This window comes from Clostridium sp. ZS2-4, from assembly GCF_026719745.1.
Lineage (GTDB): Bacteria > Bacillota > Clostridia > Clostridiales > Clostridiaceae > Clostridium_H.
Window position 1 is genome coordinate 107,152 of sequence record NZ_JAPPRQ010000011.1, and the last position, 18,966, is coordinate 126,117.

General features: G+C 31.2%; 14 protein-coding genes and 1 other RNA gene. 13 read left to right on the plus strand and 2 right to left on the minus strand.

What is annotated here, in order from left to right:
* The first annotated feature begins 6 nt into the window (after nt 1-6).
* The 3 genes from aspS (at nt 7) to OIO11_RS01675 (ending at nt 2,550) form a co-directional block, all read left to right on the plus strand.
* The gene (gene aspS, locus OIO11_RS01665) at nt 7-1,785 is read left to right on the plus strand and encodes an aspartate--tRNA ligase (protein ID WP_268069598.1); all 1,779 of its coding nucleotides are present in this window, start codon (nt 7-9) and stop codon (nt 1,783-1,785) included.
* A 57-nt stretch (nt 1,786-1,842) separates the two neighbouring features.
* Nucleotides 1,843-2,025: non-coding RNA, 6S RNA (gene ssrS, locus OIO11_RS01670), on the plus strand.
* A 255-nt stretch (nt 2,026-2,280) separates the two neighbouring features.
* A complete protein-coding gene (locus OIO11_RS01675; protein WP_268069599.1) occupies nt 2,281-2,550 on the plus strand; it encodes a metal-sensitive transcriptional regulator in 270 nt (89 codons plus the stop codon).
* A gap of 50 nt (nt 2,551-2,600) precedes the next feature.
* Here the strand turns inward: OIO11_RS01675 and OIO11_RS01680 are convergent, their stop codons facing one another.
* Nucleotides 2,601-3,041, minus strand: coding sequence for a threonine/serine exporter family protein (locus OIO11_RS01680; RefSeq protein ID WP_268069769.1), 441 nt, complete (start codon nt 3,039-3,041; stop codon nt 2,601-2,603).
* 5 nt (nt 3,042-3,046) lie between these two features.
* A complete protein-coding gene (locus OIO11_RS01685) occupies nt 3,047-3,823 on the minus strand; it encodes a threonine/serine exporter family protein (RefSeq protein ID WP_268069600.1) in 777 nt (258 codons plus the stop codon).
* 141 nt (nt 3,824-3,964) lie between these two features.
* Between OIO11_RS01685 and glyA the strand changes: the two genes are divergently transcribed.
* The 10 genes from glyA to OIO11_RS01735 all read left to right on the plus strand — a co-directional run bounded on the left by glyA (nt 3,965) and on the right by OIO11_RS01735 (nt 18,963).
* Nucleotides 3,965-5,203, plus strand: a complete 1,239-nt coding sequence (gene glyA / locus OIO11_RS01690; RefSeq protein ID WP_268069601.1) for a serine hydroxymethyltransferase — start codon at nt 3,965-3,967, stop codon at nt 5,201-5,203.
* Nucleotides 5,204-5,867: 664 nt separating this feature from the next.
* Nucleotides 5,868-9,374, plus strand: a complete 3,507-nt coding sequence (nifJ, locus tag OIO11_RS01695) for a pyruvate:ferredoxin (flavodoxin) oxidoreductase (protein ID WP_268069602.1) — start codon at nt 5,868-5,870, stop codon at nt 9,372-9,374.
* 183 nt (nt 9,375-9,557) lie between these two features.
* A complete protein-coding gene (locus OIO11_RS01700; RefSeq protein ID WP_268069603.1) occupies nt 9,558-11,135 on the plus strand; it encodes a sodium-dependent transporter in 1,578 nt (525 codons plus the stop codon).
* 156 nt (nt 11,136-11,291) lie between these two features.
* A complete protein-coding gene (locus OIO11_RS01705; RefSeq protein ID WP_268069604.1) occupies nt 11,292-11,699 on the plus strand; it encodes a hypothetical protein in 408 nt (135 codons plus the stop codon).
* A 342-nt stretch (nt 11,700-12,041) separates the two neighbouring features.
* Nucleotides 12,042-12,365: a DUF1292 domain-containing protein gene (locus tag OIO11_RS01710; protein WP_268069605.1), complete on the plus strand. Its 324-nt coding sequence runs from the start codon at nt 12,042-12,044 to the stop codon at nt 12,363-12,365.
* 117 nt (nt 12,366-12,482) lie between these two features.
* A complete protein-coding gene (locus tag OIO11_RS01715) occupies nt 12,483-13,136 on the plus strand; it encodes an HAD family hydrolase (protein WP_268069606.1) in 654 nt (217 codons plus the stop codon).
* 13 nt (nt 13,137-13,149) lie between these two features.
* Nucleotides 13,150-13,968 carry an aminotransferase class IV gene (locus OIO11_RS01720; RefSeq protein WP_268069607.1) on the plus strand — a complete coding sequence of 273 codons (819 nt, stop codon included), beginning with the start codon at nt 13,150-13,152 and terminating at the stop codon, nt 13,966-13,968.
* 34 nt (nt 13,969-14,002) lie between these two features.
* Nucleotides 14,003-14,824: a PRD domain-containing protein gene (locus OIO11_RS01725; protein ID WP_268069608.1), complete on the plus strand. Its 822-nt coding sequence runs from the start codon at nt 14,003-14,005 to the stop codon at nt 14,822-14,824.
* Between the two features lie 118 nt (nt 14,825-14,942).
* Nucleotides 14,943-16,883, plus strand: a complete 1,941-nt coding sequence (locus tag OIO11_RS01730; RefSeq protein WP_268069609.1) for a glucose PTS transporter subunit IIA — start codon at nt 14,943-14,945, stop codon at nt 16,881-16,883.
* A 154-nt stretch (nt 16,884-17,037) separates the two neighbouring features.
* Nucleotides 17,038-18,963: a DUF342 domain-containing protein gene (locus OIO11_RS01735; RefSeq protein ID WP_268069610.1), complete on the plus strand. Its 1,926-nt coding sequence runs from the start codon at nt 17,038-17,040 to the stop codon at nt 18,961-18,963.
* Nucleotides 18,964-18,966 lie beyond the last annotated feature (3 nt).

Here is an 18,966-nt window from a genome sequence, read left to right on the forward strand (position 1 = left end):
TTAGCCATGGGAGAATCATTAAATGGACTTAAGAGAACCATAATGTGCGGTGAGCTTAGAGAAGCTAATGCAGGCGAGAAGCATGTAGTTATGGGATGGGTTCAAAGGAAAAGAAACCTAGGAGGACTAGTTTTTATTGATTTAAGAGATAGAGAAGGAATTCTTCAAGTTGTATTTGGAGAAGAAATAAGTAAGGTAGCTTTCGAAAAAGCTGACTTAGTGAAACCAGAATACTGTATAGCTGTCAGTGGTGAATTAGTAAAAAGACAATCACCTAATGAAACTATGCCAACAGGAATGGTTGAACTTAAAGGGGAGAGTATAAACATATTATCTGAATCAGAAACTCCACCAATCTACATAAAAGAAGATTTAGATACAGATGAAATGGTAAGATTAAAATATAGATATCTAGATCTTAGAAGACCAGATATGCAAAAAATATTTAAGATAAGACATAAAACTGTAAAGGCAGTTAGAGATTTCTTAGATGAAAATGGATTCTTGGAAGTTGAAACACCGATGCTTACTAAAAGTACTCCAGAGGGTGCGAGAGATTATCTTGTTCCAAGTAGAAATTATCCAGGAATGTTCTATGCATTGCCTCAATCTCCGCAATTGTTTAAGCAATTATTAATGGTATCAGGCTTTGATAAGTACTTCCAAATAGCTAAGTGTTTTAGAGATGAAGACTTAAGAGCAAATAGACAGCCAGAGTTTACTCAAATAGATATGGAGCTTTCGTTTGTTGATATGGAAGATGTTATTGAAGTAAATGAAAGATTGATACAAAAGATTTTTAAAGAAGTAGGAAATGTTGATGTAAAGCTTCCAATAGAAAGAATACCATATCAAGAAGCTATGAGCAAGTATGGTACAGATAAGCCTGATTTAAGATTTGGAATGGAAATAAATGATCTTACTGATGTAGTTAAAAATTCAGAATTTAAGGTGTTTAAAGATGCTGTAGAAAATGATGGAAGTGTAAGAGCAATAAAAGTTCCAAATTCTGCAGATATGGGAAGAAAGCAAATTGATAAGCTTGGAGAGTTTGTTAAAACATACAAAGCTAAGGGTCTTGCTTGGATAGCTTATAAAGAAGATGAAATAAAATCACCTATATCAAAGTTCTTGAAAGAAGAAGAACTTAAAGGTATAATTGATAAAATTGGTGCAGAAGTAGGAGATTTAATCTTAATTGTTGCTGATAAGGATAGTGTTGTTTTTCAAGCACTTGGAGCGCTTAGATTAGAAATGGCAAATAAATTAGAACTTTTAAAAGATAATAATGAGTTTAAATTTGTTTGGGTTACAGAATTCCCACTAGTGTCTTATAATGAAGAGGAAGACAGATACCAAGCAGAACATCATCCATTTACGATGCCAATGGAAGAAGATATACCTTACTTGGAATCTGAGCCAGGAAGAGTAAGAGCAGAGGCATATGATATAGTACTAAATGGAGAAGAACTAGGTGGTGGAAGTATAAGAATACATGACACAAGTCTTCAAGAAAAAATGTTTAAAGTGCTTGGCTTTACTAAGGAAAGTGCATGGGAGAGATTTGGTTTCTTATTAGATGCATTTAAATTTGGTCCTCCTCCTCATGGTGGATTAGCATATGGATTGGATAGAATGATTATGTTCTTATCAGGAACAGAAAATATAAAGGATGTTATAGCATTCCCTAAAAATCAAAATGCTTTTTGTCCTATGACAGAGGCACCAAATGTTGCTGATGAAAAACAATTAACAGAGCTAGGTATAGAAAAGAAAAAAATATAAAAATAACATGTCTAAAAGATATAAAAATGTAGTATAATATAAATATAATAAAGAAATATAAACCTGCTGTATTAGTGAAGTAAGTAGATATTGACCCAACACTATTTTAAAAGGGAATTTAGCTCTTTTTGTGGAATGAAACTTTAATAAAAGTATTAAAGAACAAGAAGCAAAAAGGTAATGCCCACCTGTAGATAACAGGATCAACTATTACTTATTTTGCGGTGCAGTGGGACTTTTTATGCAATAGATTGAAGGTAAAACCATTAAATACTGCTAATAATCTTAGCGATTAGCACTATTTAATGGTTTTTTTACTATAGATTTAAGCAATATCAGAAATATAAAAAATAAGTTTATTCACATAAATTAGAATTTTTAATGATTTTTACGAATAAAGTACGTTGAATAAGGGAAAAATCAATGATATAATATTCAATATAGTACCGGGTATAGGTATATACAAGACAATAAATGTTATTAGGAGAAATGCTTATGGAAAAGAAAAAAGACACTAAAAAAGATATACAAGTAAGACTTAGACGTATTGAAGGGCAAGTTAAAGGGATTGAAAAAATGATGGAGAATGAAGCTTGTTGTAAAGATATATTAGTTCAGGTTGCGGCGGTAAGGGCAGCTATCAATAAAGTGGGGGCCCTTATACTTCAAAATTATGCACAAAATTGTATGGTATCAGATGAGGAAGATAAAAACGTAGAAAAAATAGAAGAGCTAGTTTCAACTTTAACAATGTTTATAAAATAATAATAGGCAATGATTCATAACAAATGAATTATTGCCTTCTTTTAAAAGGTTTAAGCTTTTACTTTTTTATTTTTGATGGTAGTAATGACTCTGGTGATTGAAGCTACTAATATAGTGGCAACTGCTATGGACATTGCATTGCTTAGAGTTTCAAGTCCCTGATTTAAGGAATTACTTATACTGCCTTTAACACATTCAAGCATGGTATAGTACATTCCTGATCCAGGTACCAATGGAATAATAGCACAAATTAAAAATATGGTTACAGGAGTTTTGGTTATCCTTGCCATTATTTCTGAGTATATACTTAATGCAATTGAAGCTAAAAACATTGCAAATATTTTAGAAGGAGAATAAGTAAGGGTTAATAAATAAACAAACCAACCTACAGCGCCTCCTATGGAAGCAAAGATTATGTTTTTGCCTTTTATGTTAAATAAGATAGCAAAGCCAAATGTAGAAATTAAAGCGTAAAACGAATTTAATATTATAGTAGTCATCTAAAGGTACCTCCCAAAAGTGTAACCCAGAGTTTTATAACCAGTCCTGAACCAACTGCTATGGCAATAGCAATAAAAAAGGCTTCTATAGCTCTTGACATTCCAGAAACCAAATCTCCAGCAATTGTGTCTCTAATAGCGTTGGTGATAAGAAGTCCTGGAACAAGAAGCATTATGGAACCAATTATTATTTTATCTTCATTGTGACCTAAATTGATATGTACACTAATTAAAGCAATTAAAGAGGCTACTGCACCACCCAGAGAGTTTATGAAAAATTCGTTTACTCGCAAATTATTCAGAAGTATGGATAAGACTTTTATGGTTGATCCTATGATTAAAGAAACAAAGAAATCGTGTACATTTCCACCAAAAAGTAGTGTGAAAAAACCAGCAACGAAGGATGATGCAAGAATCAGTATTTTGGGGTTATATGCAGAAATAGAATTAATTTCTTTAAGTCTTTTTTCTACACAGTCTAACGAAAGATTTTTCGGTATAATAGACCTAGATAAATCATTTACCATAGAAACCTTTTCTAAGTTAACTGTTCGGTTATTTATCCTTCGCACGAGAGAAATTGTTTCGTGATTTTCATCTGTAATTGAAATTATAATACCAGTAGGTGTTACAAAACTGTCAGCGGTTTTAATATTAAAGGCATAGCATATTCTGAGCATAGTTTCTTCTACTCTGTAAGTTTCTCCACCACTTTGAAGTATTATTTTTCCTGCTTCAGCTGCAATATGAATTATTCTATGACTTCTCTGCATATTTAAAATCCTTTCTTTCTGCTTAATAATCCAGTATATTTTACAAAGTTATTATATCATAATTGTTTATTTAGTTGATATTTTAGGAAAAAAAAATTATAATAATATATTAATCAATATATTTATAAAGGAGGGCTTACAATGAATTTCGATAATTTAAGAATTAATGATGGGGATATCTATAATATTATTCAAGAGGAAACAAAAAGACAGAACGATAATATAGAGCTTATAGCTTCAGAAAATTTTACAAGCATAGCCGTAATGGAAGCTATGGGTTCACAACTTACAAATAAATATGCAGAAGGATATCCTAAAAAAAGATACTATGGAGGATGTCATGTTGTAGATAAAGCTGAAGAGTTAGCAATAGACAGATTGAAAAAACTTTTTGGAGCGGAACATGCAAATGTTCAACCACATTCAGGTTCTCAGGCTAATATGGCTGTATATCTTTCAGTTTTAGAGCATGGGGATACAGTTTTAGGAATGGATCTAAGTCATGGAGGACATTTAACTCATGGTAGTCCAGTTAATTTTTCAGGAAAGTTATTTAACTTTGTATCATATGGTGTAAGCAAAGAGACTGGAAGAATAGATTATGATGAAATAAGAAGACTTGCATTAGAACATAAACCAAAGATGATAGTTGCTGGTGCCAGTGCTTATTCAAGAATAATAGACTTTGAAGTCATTAAAGATATTTGTGATGAAGTAGGAGCATATTTTATGGTAGACATGGCTCATATAGCTGGTCTTATAGCGTCAGGAGCACATCCTTCTCCAGTACCTTATGCAGATTTTGTGACAACAACTACCCATAAAACCTTAAGAGGTCCAAGAGGTGGAGCTATTCTTTGCAAAGAACAATTTGCAAAGGCTGTAGATAAAACTATTTTTCCGGGAATACAGGGAGGTCCTTTATTACATATTATAGCTGCAAAAGCAGTTTGTTTTGGGGAAGCTTTAAAGGATGATTACAAGGAGTATATTAAACAAGTTGTGAAAAATGCAAAGGCTCTTGAAGAAGAACTTAAAAAATATGACTTTAGACTTGTTTCAGATGGAACAGATAATCATTTGATTCTTGTAGATTTAACTAATAAAGATATTACTGGAAAAGAAGCTGAGTTCCTTTTAGATAGTGTAGGAATTACAGTAAATAAAAATACCATTCCTTTTGAAACTAGAAGTCCTTTTGTAACAAGTGGAATAAGAATAGGTACTCCAGCTGTTACAACTAGGGGATTTAAAGAAGAGGAAATGAAAGAAATTGCTTATCTGATAAATTATGTAATTGAAAATAGAGATAAAGATTTAAGTGAAGTGAAAGCTAAGGTTAGGGAGGTTTGTGGAAGACACCCACTTTATGAAGAGTAGAAAAATGTTGTCATACAACATTTTTCTAGTAACCAGTAGCTAGATACCAGTAACCAGTGAATGAAGTTTTGCTAAGGCAAAACCTAAATTTAAATAAAAGAAAGAGCAAGAACATAGAGATTTTCTATATTCTTGCTCTTTTTATGTTTATTTTTACTGAATTTAAATTCTTTAATTTTCTTTTCTTTTTTCTTTCTGGCTACTGAAAATTGCTACGCAATTTTCTTGTGTTGTTTGATAATTGATGAAATTCAATGAAAAATGAAGAAAAATAGCGATGGAATTTCAAAAACAAACCCAAAAGTAATGATACTAAATATTGTGACGTTTACGTAATTATGAAAAAAATGCTAAAATAATATTCAAAGGCAATAAGGGGTAATATATCCTATACATTGTAATTATAAATGTTTATTGATCAATTTATTGATTAAAAAGCTTCAATGAAGTTTTAATACAATGAATAGTATTTCTTGCAACTTATATAATTGAAAAAAGTCAAAAATGATTAATATTATAAATTGGATAAGAGTATAACTATTGGTTAAACTAAGATAAGTATCAGAATGTCTAGATACTATTTTAAATTATAAAACAACTTGCTGTACTATAAGATTTAAATAGGTATGGTAGGTAAAATTTATATAGAAAGAGGGTATTACAAATGGCGAAAATGAAAACTATGGATGGGAATACTGCTGCGGCATATGCTTCATATGCATTTACAGATGTAGCTGCTATTTTCCCAATTACACCATCCTCACCAATGGCTGAACACGTGGATGAATGGTCTTCACAAGGAAAGAAAAATATTTTTGGTCAGACGGTAAAAGTTATGGAAATGCAATCTGAAGGTGGAGCTGCAGGAGCTGTTCATGGTTCCCTTCAAAGTGGTGCATTAACTACTACTTATACTGCTTCACAAGGATTGTTATTAATGATTCCAAACATGTATAAAATTTCAGGTGAGCTATTACCAAGTGTATTCCATGTAAGTGCAAGAGCACTTGCTGCACAAGCGCTTTCAATATTTGGTGATCATTCTGATGTAATGTCTGCAAGACAAACTGGATTTGCTTTGCTTGCATCAAGTAGCGTTCAAGAAGTAATGGACTTAGGGTCAGTAGCCCATTTAGCTTCAATAAAAGGTAAAGTTCCATTTATGCATTTCTTCGATGGATTTAGAACGTCACATGAAGTACAAAAAATTGAAGTTTTAGATTATGAAGATTTAGAAAAATTAGTAGATAAAGGAGCTGTTAAGGCGTTTAGAGCAAATGCTTTAAATCCAAATCATCCAGTAACAAGAGGTACGGCTCAAAATCCTGATATTTATTTCCAAGCTAGAGAAGCTGCAAATAAATTCTATGATGCGCTACCTGAAATTGTTGAAACATATATGAATGATATAAATAAATTAACTGGAAGGAATTACAAATTATTTAATTATTACGGAGCTCCAGATGCTGACAAAATAATAATAGCAATGGGTTCTGGTTGTGATACAGTAGAAGAGACAGTGGATTACTTAAATTCAAGAGGAGAAAAGGTAGGATATGTAAATGTACATTTATATAGACCTTTCTCAATAAAACATTTCATGGATGCAATACCAAAGAGTGTTAAGAAAATAGCTGTTTTAGATAGAACAAAAGAACCAGGGTCAGCTGGAGAACCATTATATCAAGATGTAAGAACTGCTTTTTATGATTATGAAATGAAACCAATCATAGTTGGGGGAAGATACGGTTTAGGGTCAAAAGATACTACTCCGGGTCAAATTGCTGCAGTGTTTGAAAATCTTAAAAATGAAAATCCAAAGAATGGTTTTACAATAGGAATAAATGATGATGTTACACATACATCATTACAAGAAATAAAAGGAATAGATGTAATACCAGAAGGAACTACAGCTTGTAAGTTCTGGGGATTAGGTTCAGATGGTACTGTTGGTGCAAATAAGAGTGCAATTAAGATTATTGGAGATTATACAGACATGTATGCTCAAGGATATTTCTCATATGATTCTAAGAAATCAGGTGGTGTTACAATATCACACTTGAGATTTGGTAAAAATCCAATTAAGTCACCTTATCTAATTCATGCTCCACATTTTGTAGCTTGCCACAATCAGTCATATGTAGATAAATATGATGTTCTTGAAGGATTAAGAGATAATGGAACATTCTTATTAAACTGTATTTGGAATAAGGATGAAGTTGAACAAAATCTGCCTGGTAGTGTAAAGAAATACATTGCAGAACATAATATAAATTTCTATATAATTGATGCTGTTAAAATAGCTCAAGAAATCGGGCTTGGTGGAAGAATTAATATGGTTATGCAGGCGGCTTTCTTTAAGTTAGCTAACATAATACCAGTTGAAGATGCTGTAAAATATTTAAAAGACGCTGTTGTTACTTCTTATGGTAAAAAAGGTGAAAAAATTGTTGGCATGAATCAAGCAGCGATAGATCAAGGAATAAATGCTTTAGTTAAAGTTGAAGTTCCTGAAAGTTGGAAAAATGCAGAAATTGAAACTAAAGAAGAAAAAAATGTTCCTGCATTTATAAGAGATGTAGTTGAAGTTATGAATAAACAAAAAGGAGATAATCTTCCAGTAAGCGCTTTTAACGGAATAGAAGATGGAACATTCCCACAAGGAACTGCAGCATATGAAAAGAGAGGAATTGCTGTTAATGTTCCAGAGTGGAAAGAAGATGTTTGTATACAATGTAATCAATGTTCATACGTATGCCCTCATTCTGTAATAAGACCATATTTATTAAATGAAGAAGAATATAATAATAGACCTTCAGGTTTTAGAGCCGTTGAAGCTAAAGGAATTAAAGGAGAAAAAATGTATTTCACAATGGCTATAACTGCACTGGATTGTACTGGTTGTGGAAACTGTGCACAAATTTGTCCGGCACCTGCTAAAGCGTTAATTATGGAACCGGCTCATACTCAATTAAAAGAACAAGCTAATTGGGATTATGCTCAAACATTAAGTGCAAAACCAAATCCAATGAATAAAAATACTGTAAAGGGAAGTCAATTTGAAAAGCCATTGTTTGAATTTAGTGGTGCTTGTGCAGGATGTGGAGAAACTCCATATGCTAAGCTTATAACTCAATTATTTGGTGATAGAATGATGGTAGCCAATGCTACAGGATGTTCATCTATCTGGGGAGGTTCAGCACCTTCAACTCCATATACAGTTAATGAAAAAGGTCAAGGACCTGCGTGGGCTAACTCCTTATTTGAAGATAATGCTGAATTTGGATTAGGTATGTTCTTAGGAGCTACTCAAATTAGAGAAAAGATTGTTCTATTGGTTGACAAAGCTATGAATGAAGATATTAGTGTAGATTTAAAGAATGCTTTATCAGAATGGAAAGGCGTTATAAATGATGGAGAAGCTTCAAAAGTTGTTGCAGAGAAGTTAATACCATTACTTGAAGCAGAAAAAGAAAAGAGTTCTGTAATTTCTGAAATAGCAGAAAATAAAGATTATTTAGCAAAACAATCTCAATGGATATTTGGTGGAGATGGATGGGCTTACGATATTGGATATGGTGGATTAGATCATGTTTTAGCATCAGGAGAAGATGTGAATGTATTTGTATTTGATACAGAAGTTTATTCAAATACAGGTGGTCAATCATCTAAAGCCACTCCAACTTCTGCAATAGCTAAATTTGCAGCAGCAGGCAAAAGAACTAAAAAGAAAGATCTTGGTATGATGGCTATAAGCTATGGATATGTTTATGTAGCACAAATAGCAATGGGTGCTGACAAAAACCAAACTTTAAAAGCTATTAAAGAAGCAGAAGCTTATAAAGGACCATCTTTAATAATTGCTTATGCACCATGTATTAATCATGGAATTAAAATTGGTATGGGATGTAGTCAATTAGAACAGAAAAAAGCAGTTGATTGTGGATATTGGGGACTTTACAGGTACAATCCAGAGCTTAAAGAACAAGGAAAGAATCCATTTGCTTTAGATTCTAAAGAACCAACAGCATCATTCAGAGATTTCTTGTTAGGTGAAGTAAGATATGCTTCATTACAAAAAGTACATCCTGAAGTTGCTGAAGAATTATATAAGAAAACTGAAAAAGATGCTATGGAAAGATTGGAAATTTATAAAAAACTTGCACAATAAATATAAAATTTGCAAAAAAAAGAACTTCTAAATTCATTTTAGAAGTTCTTTTTTGAAAATATCTGGAATAAATATAAAAAATGAATAAATGCATATAATGTATTGCAATTGTTCGATAAATTTGATATTATAAACTCTAAATGTACTTATATTAGTTATAATACTTTTTAAGGAGGCAATCATATGAAGGAAAGAGAAAATTGGGGGAGCAAACTTGGCTTGATTTTAGCTATGGCAGGTAATGCTATTGGGCTTGGCAATTTTTGGAGATTTCCGTACCAGGCTGCAAAAAACGGTGGAGGCGCATTCATGGTGCCTTATGTTATTGCATTGTTTTTATTGGGAATACCTATAATTCTTGTAGAATGGATGCAGGGTAGATATGGTGGAAAATATGGACATGGGACAATAGGATATATGGTATATCTTCAATCCAGAGAAAAGATAAAACCTAGGAGAGCAGCTATATTAGGTGCTATTTGTGGAATGTTTGTAATTGGAGTTACTGTGCTTGTAAATTCATATTATAATCATATTATAGGATGGACCCTAGGATATGGAGTGTTTACAGCTACAGGAAAAGCAATGGATACAAGCATGTCAACAGGAGATTTCTTTGTTAACTATGTTACAAGTCCTGGACCTGTATTTGTATTCTGGATTATCAGTTTAGGATTTTTAGCTTTTGCGGTTACTAGAGGTATACAAAAAGGTATAGAAGCTTGGGCTAAGTTAATGATGCCTATACTTTATGTTTTTGGATTTATATTAATATTTAAATCACTTACAATTGGATCTCCTGTTAAACCAGAATGGTCAGCTTTAAAGGGATTGGATTATCTGTGGTCACCTAGATGGAGCGAGTTAAGCTGGCAAAGTGCATTAGCAGCAAGTGGACAGATTTTCTTTACATTGTCAATAGGAATGGGGATTATACAAAACTACGCTTCTTATATCAGAGAAGATGATGATATTGTCTTATCTGCATTAACAACAGTTGGACTTAATGAATTTGCAGAAGTAATATTAGGTGGAACCATAGTTATTCCTATATGTTATGCATTTTTAGGAGCAGAAGGGTTAAGTCAAAGTATCGGTCTTACATTCATATCACTTCCTAATATATTTAGAGCAGTAAGTGGTGGTAGAGTAATGGGAACTTTATGGTTTTTATTGCTTTTCTGTGCAGGTGTAACTTCAGCAATAGCAATGTACAATTATTTAGTTGCTATTTTAGAAGAAGATATGGGATTCACTAGAAAAAGAGCATCTATCTTAGTTTTTGCTTTGTATATTATAGTTGGACTTCCAGTAGGTCTTGAACAGATAATTACTAAGACAGCTGGTTTTGCATATTTTTCAGAAATAGATAACTGGGTTGGAACTTATTTCTTGGTAGTTATGGGATTCGTAGAAATTGTTGTAACTGGATGGTTAATGAAAGATTCTTTCTTAGATGAAATAAACAGAGGTTCATATTGGAAGGTTCCAAGTTGGGTATATAATGTAGTTATAAAATTTGTTACTCCAATATCAATTCTTTTACTTTTAATCGGATCAACTAGAGATTATATTAAACAAGGATATTTTAAGTTAATACCTGATTTTGTAGCTGGTACACCTGAGTTAATTCCTTGGGTTATTGGAGCTAGAATTGTATTAATTACAGTATTTGCTTTAGGGTTTATAGGAACTTACAGAAGTATCAAAAAGGTATATGGTAATGAACTAGAAAGTAACTCTATCATTATTAAAAGATAAAATGAGACTTTTCGGTTGGAGGTGTGAGTATGTCTTCTAATGGTGCAATTTTTATGGGAGTATTTTGGACAATGATACTAGGATTTTGTGGTATAACTTTAACGTCTTTGTTGAAGCATCAAAATAAAAGATAAAGATATTACAGAGAGGACGATTATGAATAGAGAAAAAGAAATTAGTAAAATAGCTTTACTGATTACATTAGTTTCTGCTTTGTTTTTAACCTTATCTCCGCCATATTTTGGAGCTTTACTTCCTTTGATTTTTATTATACCAATTTATATGGGGATACATGGTGTTAAAGTTGGAAAAAAAAGTGGAATGTACATTTCACTTGGAATTTTACCTTTAGCTCTTTCAGTATCTGTCATATGGATAAAGTATTTTTTCACAGTATTTAAAAATTTATCACAGGAATTTTTAAATATGAGTTCGCAGTATCATGTTTCTCTATTGATGGCTAAGTTTCTAACAATAGGAGCTGTTATTTTAAGTTTTCTTTTAGCTACATTAAGTATAGTAACTTTCATTGTTATAATAAGAAGTAGAAAAAGCTTCAAGTAATGGTATATTCTCACATGGCATCAAATCACTAGTTTAGATTTGTATTATTTACGCAAACTAAAGATAAAGAAAGGAGATGAAGATACCATGATGAGGAGTATGAGAGTCATGAGAAGGATGGGAAAAGGAATTAGAAGAATGATGAAAAATATTAGGAGAACTTTTTAGAATTTATATAGTATTTTAACATGTGGAGTTTTAGGGAAAATTCTGCATGTTTTTTATTTCCTAAAAAAAATACAAAAAATGCTTTTATTATTAGTCATTTAAGGTTAAAATAGAAATATTACTGTTACAGTATGAAGTATTCAAATATTAAAAGAATATCTTAGGAGGTATAAAATGGATAAGGAAAAATTACATGATTGCGGATGCGAAGAAGAAACAGATTGTGGATGTGGATGCGAATGTGGAGAACATGAACACGAAGCGCTTACAGTAGAATTAGAAGATGAAAATGGTAATGTAATTTTATGTGAAGTAGTAGATGGATTTGATTATAAAGAAAATGAATATGCTCTTGTACAAAATCCAGAAGATGGTTCAGTATATTTATTTAAAGTTATTGGTGAGGGTGACGAAGGAGAGCTTGTTGTTCCAGATGAGGAAGAATTCAATGAAGTTACAGCCTATTATGAAAGCTTATTGGAAAGTGAAGAAGAATAGTAATTAAGAATAGTAATTAAGAAAAAGTCGTTGCGTTTGCATCGACTTTTTTAAAATAGAGGTATAATAAAATAGAGGTATAATAAAATAGAGATATAATAAAATAGAGGTGGTTATATGGAGAAGCTTGCTATATTTGATGTGGATTTTACTCTTACTAAAAAAGAAACTTTTATTGAGTTATATTTATTTATGATGATAAAAAATCCAAGACTAATAATGCATATGCCAAGAAGTTTAAAAATTGCATTTTTTTATTTATTTAAGATTTATGATGCAGGAAAGGCAAAAGAAGCTTTTGGAAAGTTTCTGGAAGGTATTCATGAAGAACAAATGCAAAAGCTGGTAAAAGAATTTTATGAAAAAAGATTAAGTAAAATTCTTTACGAGGATGCTATAGATACCATTAAAAAATTAAAAAATGAAGGGTATAAGATATATTTAATATCAGCTTCACCTGAAATATATTTAAATGAGTTATATAGTATAAAAGAAGTTGATAAAATTATTGGAACGAAATTAAGGTGTGAAAATGGCATATTTAGGAGTATAATAGAGGGAGAAAACTGTAAAGGTGAGGAAAAAGTTAGAAGATTAAAAGAAGTTTTGGAAAAAGAAAATATTCATGTGGATTTTAAAGAATCTTACATGTTTTCAGATTCGCTTTCAGATTTGCCTTTGTTTAGATTAGTTGGAAAACCCTACTTGATAAATTATAAGGGAAAGCATAGCAAAAACAAAGATAAAATTGAAATATTAAAATGGAAGTAAAAGGGGGAAGATTATGCCTGAATGTTTTAGAGAAAAATTCATTTTAAATGATGAAGTAAAATCATGTGATGAATTTAAAGAAGAACTTTTGAATAAAGGTAAGTCTTTATATGAGGTTATAAGAATAATTAGAGGAGTGCCTCTTTTTTTAGAAGATCATTTGGAAAGACTTGAAAATTCAGCATCAGTCATAGGGAAAGAACTTTGGATGAATAAGATTGAAATTGAAAATAAAATCCAGAAACTTTGCCGAGAAAACAATGTGTTTGAAGGCAATGTAAAGATTATATTTAATAATAGAGATGAAAAAAAGACTTTTTTAGTATACTTTATTAAACACAATTATCCCACAGAGGGTATGTATAAAAATGGAGTTTCTGTTGCACTGTATAATGCGGAAAGAGAAAACCCAAATGCTAAAGTTATAAATATGAATTTGAGAGAAACTACAAATAAAATAATTAAAGAAAAGGGAGTATACGAGGTAATCTTAGTAGATAAAGACGGCTATATAACAGAAGGCAGCAGATCAAATATTTTTATGATTAAAGGTAATAACGTATATACCTCTCCTCTTGAGCATGTTCTTCCAGGTATAACAAGAAAGTATATTTTATATGTTTGTAAAGGTTTAGGTTTGCAAGTTATAGAGAAAAAAATAAAATATAATGAGATAGATCAATTAGATGCTTTATTTATTAGTGGTACATCTCCAAAAGTCTTACCAATTTGCTTAGTGGAAAATAATAGATATAATCCTGGAAATATTATTGTACAGCAAATAAAAAAAGGTTATGATAAAATTATAGAAAATTACATAAAAGAAGAGTAAGTTGTTGTTCTGCATTGTAGGAGGAAAAGGATTAATGTATGTAATAAAAAAAATATTAAACAATAATGTAGTCATAGCAGAAAATAATAATAAGGAAGTTATCTTAGTTGGAAAAGCTATTGGATATGATTTAAAGAAAGGCATGAGCATACCACAAGATAGAATAAAGAGTGTTTTTGTAAAGCAAAAAGGAGAAAGTGGTCATAATTATGAAAGATTACTTGAAAAAGTAGATAATGAAGTTATTGGTGTTTCGGAAGAAATAATATCTATGTGTGAAAAAGAGTTAAAGGCTAAATTAAATGATGCCATACATATTTCTCTTGCAGATCATATCAATTTTGCATTACAAAGAGTAGCAAATGGAGTGAAAATTGAAAATCCTTTTTTTAATGAATTGAAGGTATTATATCCAAAAGAATTTGAAATTGCTTATAAGGCTTTGGAAATGATAAATAAACGATTTGATAATAAATTACCTGAAGATGAAGTAGGATTTATTTGTTTGCACATCAGGGCTGCCATAATGGAACAGGATGTGAGTAAATCTTTAGTTTATGCTAAAAAAGTAAAAGAAATAATGGATTTAATACAAAAGTTGCTTAAGAAAAAAATTGATAGAAATTCCTTTGAATATATAAGAACTTTAACACATATAAATTTTATGTTAGAGAGAATTAAAGATAAAAAAACTATAAAGAACGAATTGCTTGACAGTATAAAAAAGGAAATGTTTTACGAATATAATGTAGCAATAAAAGTAGCATTGAAAATTGAAGATATTTTTCAGATGAAAGTTCCAGAAGATGAAATTGGATATATTGCTCTTCATTTAAGAAGACTTTCTGAAAAATAGAGTTGTGTTACTGTTTGATCAGGCACGAGCCATAAAGACCACCCGGAATAAGTTGTGTCTTTAAGCTCGTGTTTTCTTATGTTGTATTATAAATGTAGAGAATGAGAGGAAGATAAATATGAATAAATATAATGGTGGAAAGATTTTTGCTGTGCTTCAGAAAATAGGAAAATCTTTAATGCTTCCAGTTTCTGTTTTACCAGCAGCTGGACTTTTATTAAGAATAGGTCAAAATGACTTGCTAGGTAGATATGGAATTGTATTTCAAAATTTAGCAACCGCTGGAGATGCTATATTTGGTAATTTGCCTCTTATTTTTGCAGTTGGAGTTGCAATAGGATTTTCAGGAGGAGAAGCAGTTGCGGCTCTTGCTGCGGTATTAGGACAATTAATATTAGAAGCTGTAATAGAAGCAACTGGTGCTAGAATTAATATAACAATACATATGGGTGTTTTTGGAGGAATAATGATAGGGCTTATAGCAGCAGTACTTTATAACAAATATCATAATATAAAGCTTCCTAAGGTGTTGGGCTTTTTTGGTGGAAAGAGATTTGTACCTATAATAACTTCAGTAGCAGCTCTTGTATTTGCAGTGATAGGAGTAACTGTTTGGCCACCAATTCAAAATGGTATAGATGCCTTTGCACAGAAGGTAAGTGCTTCGGTTTTAGGTCCTGCGTTTTATGCGGCAGGGAAAAGATTACTTATCCCAGTAGGACTTCATCATATGTATTATCCAGCTTTCTTATTTCAATTTGGTGAATTTACAGTTAATGGAGTTAGATATTTTGGAGATTCAGCTAGATATTTTCATGGTGACCCTACAGCAGGAGTGTTTATGGCAGCAGAATATCCAGTGTTAATGTTTGGTCTGCCAGGAGCTGCACTTGCTATAATAGCGGCAGCAAAAGGGGAAAATAGAAAGAAAATTGCAGGTATGATGATATCAGCAGCTTTCGTATCATTCTTAACGGGTATAACAGAACCTATTGAATTCTCATTTATATTTGCAGCACCTATATTATTTGTTTTCCATGTACTAGCAGCTTTTGTGTCAGGTATTATAACCAGTTTGTTAAATATAAGATTGGGATATACTTTTTCAGCATCAGCAATAGATTATGTATTAGGCTTTAAATTTGCAGGACATCCATGGCTTTTGTGGCCAGTAGGTATAGGTTTTTTTGCAGCATATTTTGGTGTTTTTTATTTTGCAATTAAAGCTAAGAATATAATGACACCGGGGAGAGAAAAAATGGGAGAACATAGTGTGATGCCAATTGAAGTGAAGGGGATTTCTAAAGGAGTTAAGGTTTTAGAGGCAATAGGCGGGGAAAATAATATTTTAGGATTAGATGCATGTATAACAAGATTAAGATTAAGTTTAAAAGATATTTCATTAGTAGATAAGCCAACTTTAAAAGCATTAGGTGCAGCAGGATTTTGGGAAGCGGGTAATAATATTCAAGCAATATTTGGAACAGAAGCAGAAAAGATAAGAGACGATATAAAGTTTATACTGGATGATATAAGACTTCATAAAAGAGATGCTGTAGATGAGTTATCGATTGAAAACATAGAGAAAGTAGAGTCAACAGATTCAATTATTAAAGTTCAAAATCCTGTGAATGGTGAAATTATAGCTTTAGAAAATGTTCCCGATGAGGTTTTTGCAGAGAAAATACTGGGAGATGGTTTTGCTGTTGTTCCAATAGATAACAAAGTTTTTGCTCCAATTGATGGTGAAGTTGCAGTATTGTTTCCTACTAAACATGCCGTAGCAATTAAAAGTGAACAAGGAGTGGAAGTGCTTGTTCATATTGGAATTGATACTATAGATTTAAATGGTGAAGGTTTTATAGCTTATGTTGAACAAGGAGATATGGTTAAAAAGGGAGATTTGCTTATTACCTTCGATAATTTTATTGTTGATGAAAAGGCAAAAAGTTTAATAACACCGGTTATAATAACAAATATGGAAAAAGTATCAAAAATAAGAGTGGAATACGGAAATAAAGGATATGGAGAAAAAGCAGCGGAAATTAAAATGAAATAGAAACAGAATGTAATTTTATTTTAACGTGTCTAATAAGAAATTTGTTGAACAATTTTCTTAAAGTATGCAGAGAAAAAGACGATAATTTATTAAAATACTATATCAAGATATGGTATACTTTTCATATAAGTATAATGACTGGGGAGTGAATTAATTGAGTGAACAAATTTTTACAGGTAAAACTTTGGAAGAATGTTTAGACTTAGCAAGTTCCCAATTAAATACTGCAAAAGAAAACATTAAATATAAAATAATTGAAGAAAAGAAAGGATTTTTTAAAAAAAAGATTTCTATTTCAGTACAGTTTGAGAAAGAAGTAAAAGAAAATAAAAACGGAAGTATAAGAGTTGAGAATGGTAAGATAATTGTTAAAAATCCTAAGGAAGGTGGAAGACCAGCTTCTATAAGTTCTAATAATGAAATTATAGTTAGGGTTGACAATACTGAAGTTAAGTATAAAAAAGAGGTATACGAGGACAGCGATATAGAGGTGGTTTTCCATGAAAACACCGCTGAAAGAAGAATGAATATAAGTATAAGTCCAGATAAGATGAAAGCTTTTATAAGTATTGAGTATATTCCACAAAATATATATACACTTAAAGATTCATCAGTGGATTTGGAGTTAAAGCCAGAAAGAGAAATTATAAAGCAAGTATATCCTAAACCATATACATCACAAGAAATTAAAGAAGAACTAACCACAAATGGAATAAATTCTGGTATAATAGAAGAAAACATAGAAAAATGTACTAATATGGAAAATATAGGTGAGCTGTTAATAGCACAAGGAGAAGAAACTATACATGGTACAGATGATATAATTAAGATTACTTTTAAAACTGAAAGTGAAACTAAAGCATTAAAAGAAGACGATCATGGAAAGATAGATTATAAGTGTATAGGATATGTTAAAACAGTTCAAGATGGTGAAGTTCTTGCAGAAAGATATGAAGGTAAACAGGGAAAAGATGGTGTAGATGTCAAAGGTGTTTTGAAAAAATATAAGCCAGGCAAAAAGATTACTATTCAGGCAGGTGAAGGCTGTGAATTTAAAGATCCTAATACTATAGTTGCTACTATTGAAGGAAAGCCATCGGTAAAAGGGCAATTGTTTTGTGTTCATCAAGTACATGAAGTGAAAAGTGATGTAGATATAAAAACAGGAAATATTGAATTTGTAGGGGATATAATTGTCTCTGGAAATGTTAAGGAAGGAATGCAAATTAGTGCAGGTCATGATTTGTTTATTAATAAAAATGTAGAATGTGCTAAAATATCATCAAAGGGAGATTTGGAGATATTAGGAAATATAATTAATTCTACTATAAGCAGTGGAGGAGAAGATGTAAGTAATCTTAGAAAGATTAAGGATTTAGAAAAATTAAATTCAGCTTTAGTAGAACTGATCAAAACAGTAGAGCGTGTAAAAAAACATAAGCTACTTGGAGAAAATATACATGACGGTGAAATAATAAAAGTGCTTATTGAAAATAAATTTAAATATATGATTGAATTTTGTAAGGAATATATTGAAATCGTACAAGCCACTGAAAACAGTGAAGAAAAAAAATTGGCAAGTGTAATTAAGCAAAAACTTATTGGGTGTGCACCACTTAGCATAAAGAATTTTTCTGAGCTGAATATTTTAACAAAATTCATTGATTCTATTATTAAAATGCTTAGAGGGACTTCAATTGCTCCTGTAAATATGAAAATAAGTTATTGTCAAGATTCGTTTTTAACAAGTTCTGGGAATATCGTAATTTCCGGCAAGGGTGAGTATGTTTCAAAAATTATAGCATATGAAAGTGTAGAGTTTATAACTCCAACAAGTGTTGCAAGGGGTGGTGTAATAAAAGCAAAAAATAAAATTAAATGTAAGAAAGTTGGAAGCGAAGGAGGAGTATCTACTAAATTAATTGTTGAACCACAAGGAAATATTTGGGCCGATATTGCTTATCAAAACACTTGCTTTATTGTAGGAAAAAAGGAATATGTTTTAGATACTGCAAGTAAAGATGTTCATGCATATTTAGATTCAGAAGGTGAAATTATAGTAGATAAATTTGTACTATAAGGA

Bases quoted from the DNA above. Each gene is read 5' to 3' on its own strand.
- OIO11_RS01700 (WP_268069603.1), top strand. From the start codon at position 9,558: ATGAAGGAAAGAGAAAATTGGGGGAGCAAACTTGGCTTGATTTTAGCT.
- OIO11_RS01685 (WP_268069600.1), bottom strand. From the start codon at position 3,823: ATGCAGAGAAGTCATAGAATAATTCATATTGCAGCTGAAGCAGGAAAA.
- OIO11_RS01730 (WP_268069609.1), top strand. From the start codon at position 14,943: ATGAATAAATATAATGGTGGAAAGATTTTTGCTGTGCTTCAGAAAATA.
- OIO11_RS01720 (WP_268069607.1), top strand. From the start codon at position 13,150: ATGCCTGAATGTTTTAGAGAAAAATTCATTTTAAATGATGAAGTAAAA.
- glyA (WP_268069601.1), top strand. From the start codon at position 3,965: ATGAATTTCGATAATTTAAGAATTAATGATGGGGATATCTATAATATT.
- OIO11_RS01675 (WP_268069599.1), top strand. From the start codon at position 2,281: ATGGAAAAGAAAAAAGACACTAAAAAAGATATACAAGTAAGACTTAGA.
- OIO11_RS01715 (WP_268069606.1), top strand. From the start codon at position 12,483: ATGGAGAAGCTTGCTATATTTGATGTGGATTTTACTCTTACTAAAAAA.
- OIO11_RS01705 (WP_268069604.1), top strand. From the start codon at position 11,292: ATGAATAGAGAAAAAGAAATTAGTAAAATAGCTTTACTGATTACATTA.
- OIO11_RS01710 (WP_268069605.1), top strand. From the start codon at position 12,042: ATGGATAAGGAAAAATTACATGATTGCGGATGCGAAGAAGAAACAGAT.
- aspS (WP_268069598.1), top strand. From the start codon at position 7: ATGGGAGAATCATTAAATGGACTTAAGAGAACCATAATGTGCGGTGAG.
- nifJ (WP_268069602.1), top strand. From the start codon at position 5,868: ATGGCGAAAATGAAAACTATGGATGGGAATACTGCTGCGGCATATGCT.
- OIO11_RS01725 (WP_268069608.1), top strand. From the start codon at position 14,003: ATGTATGTAATAAAAAAAATATTAAACAATAATGTAGTCATAGCAGAA.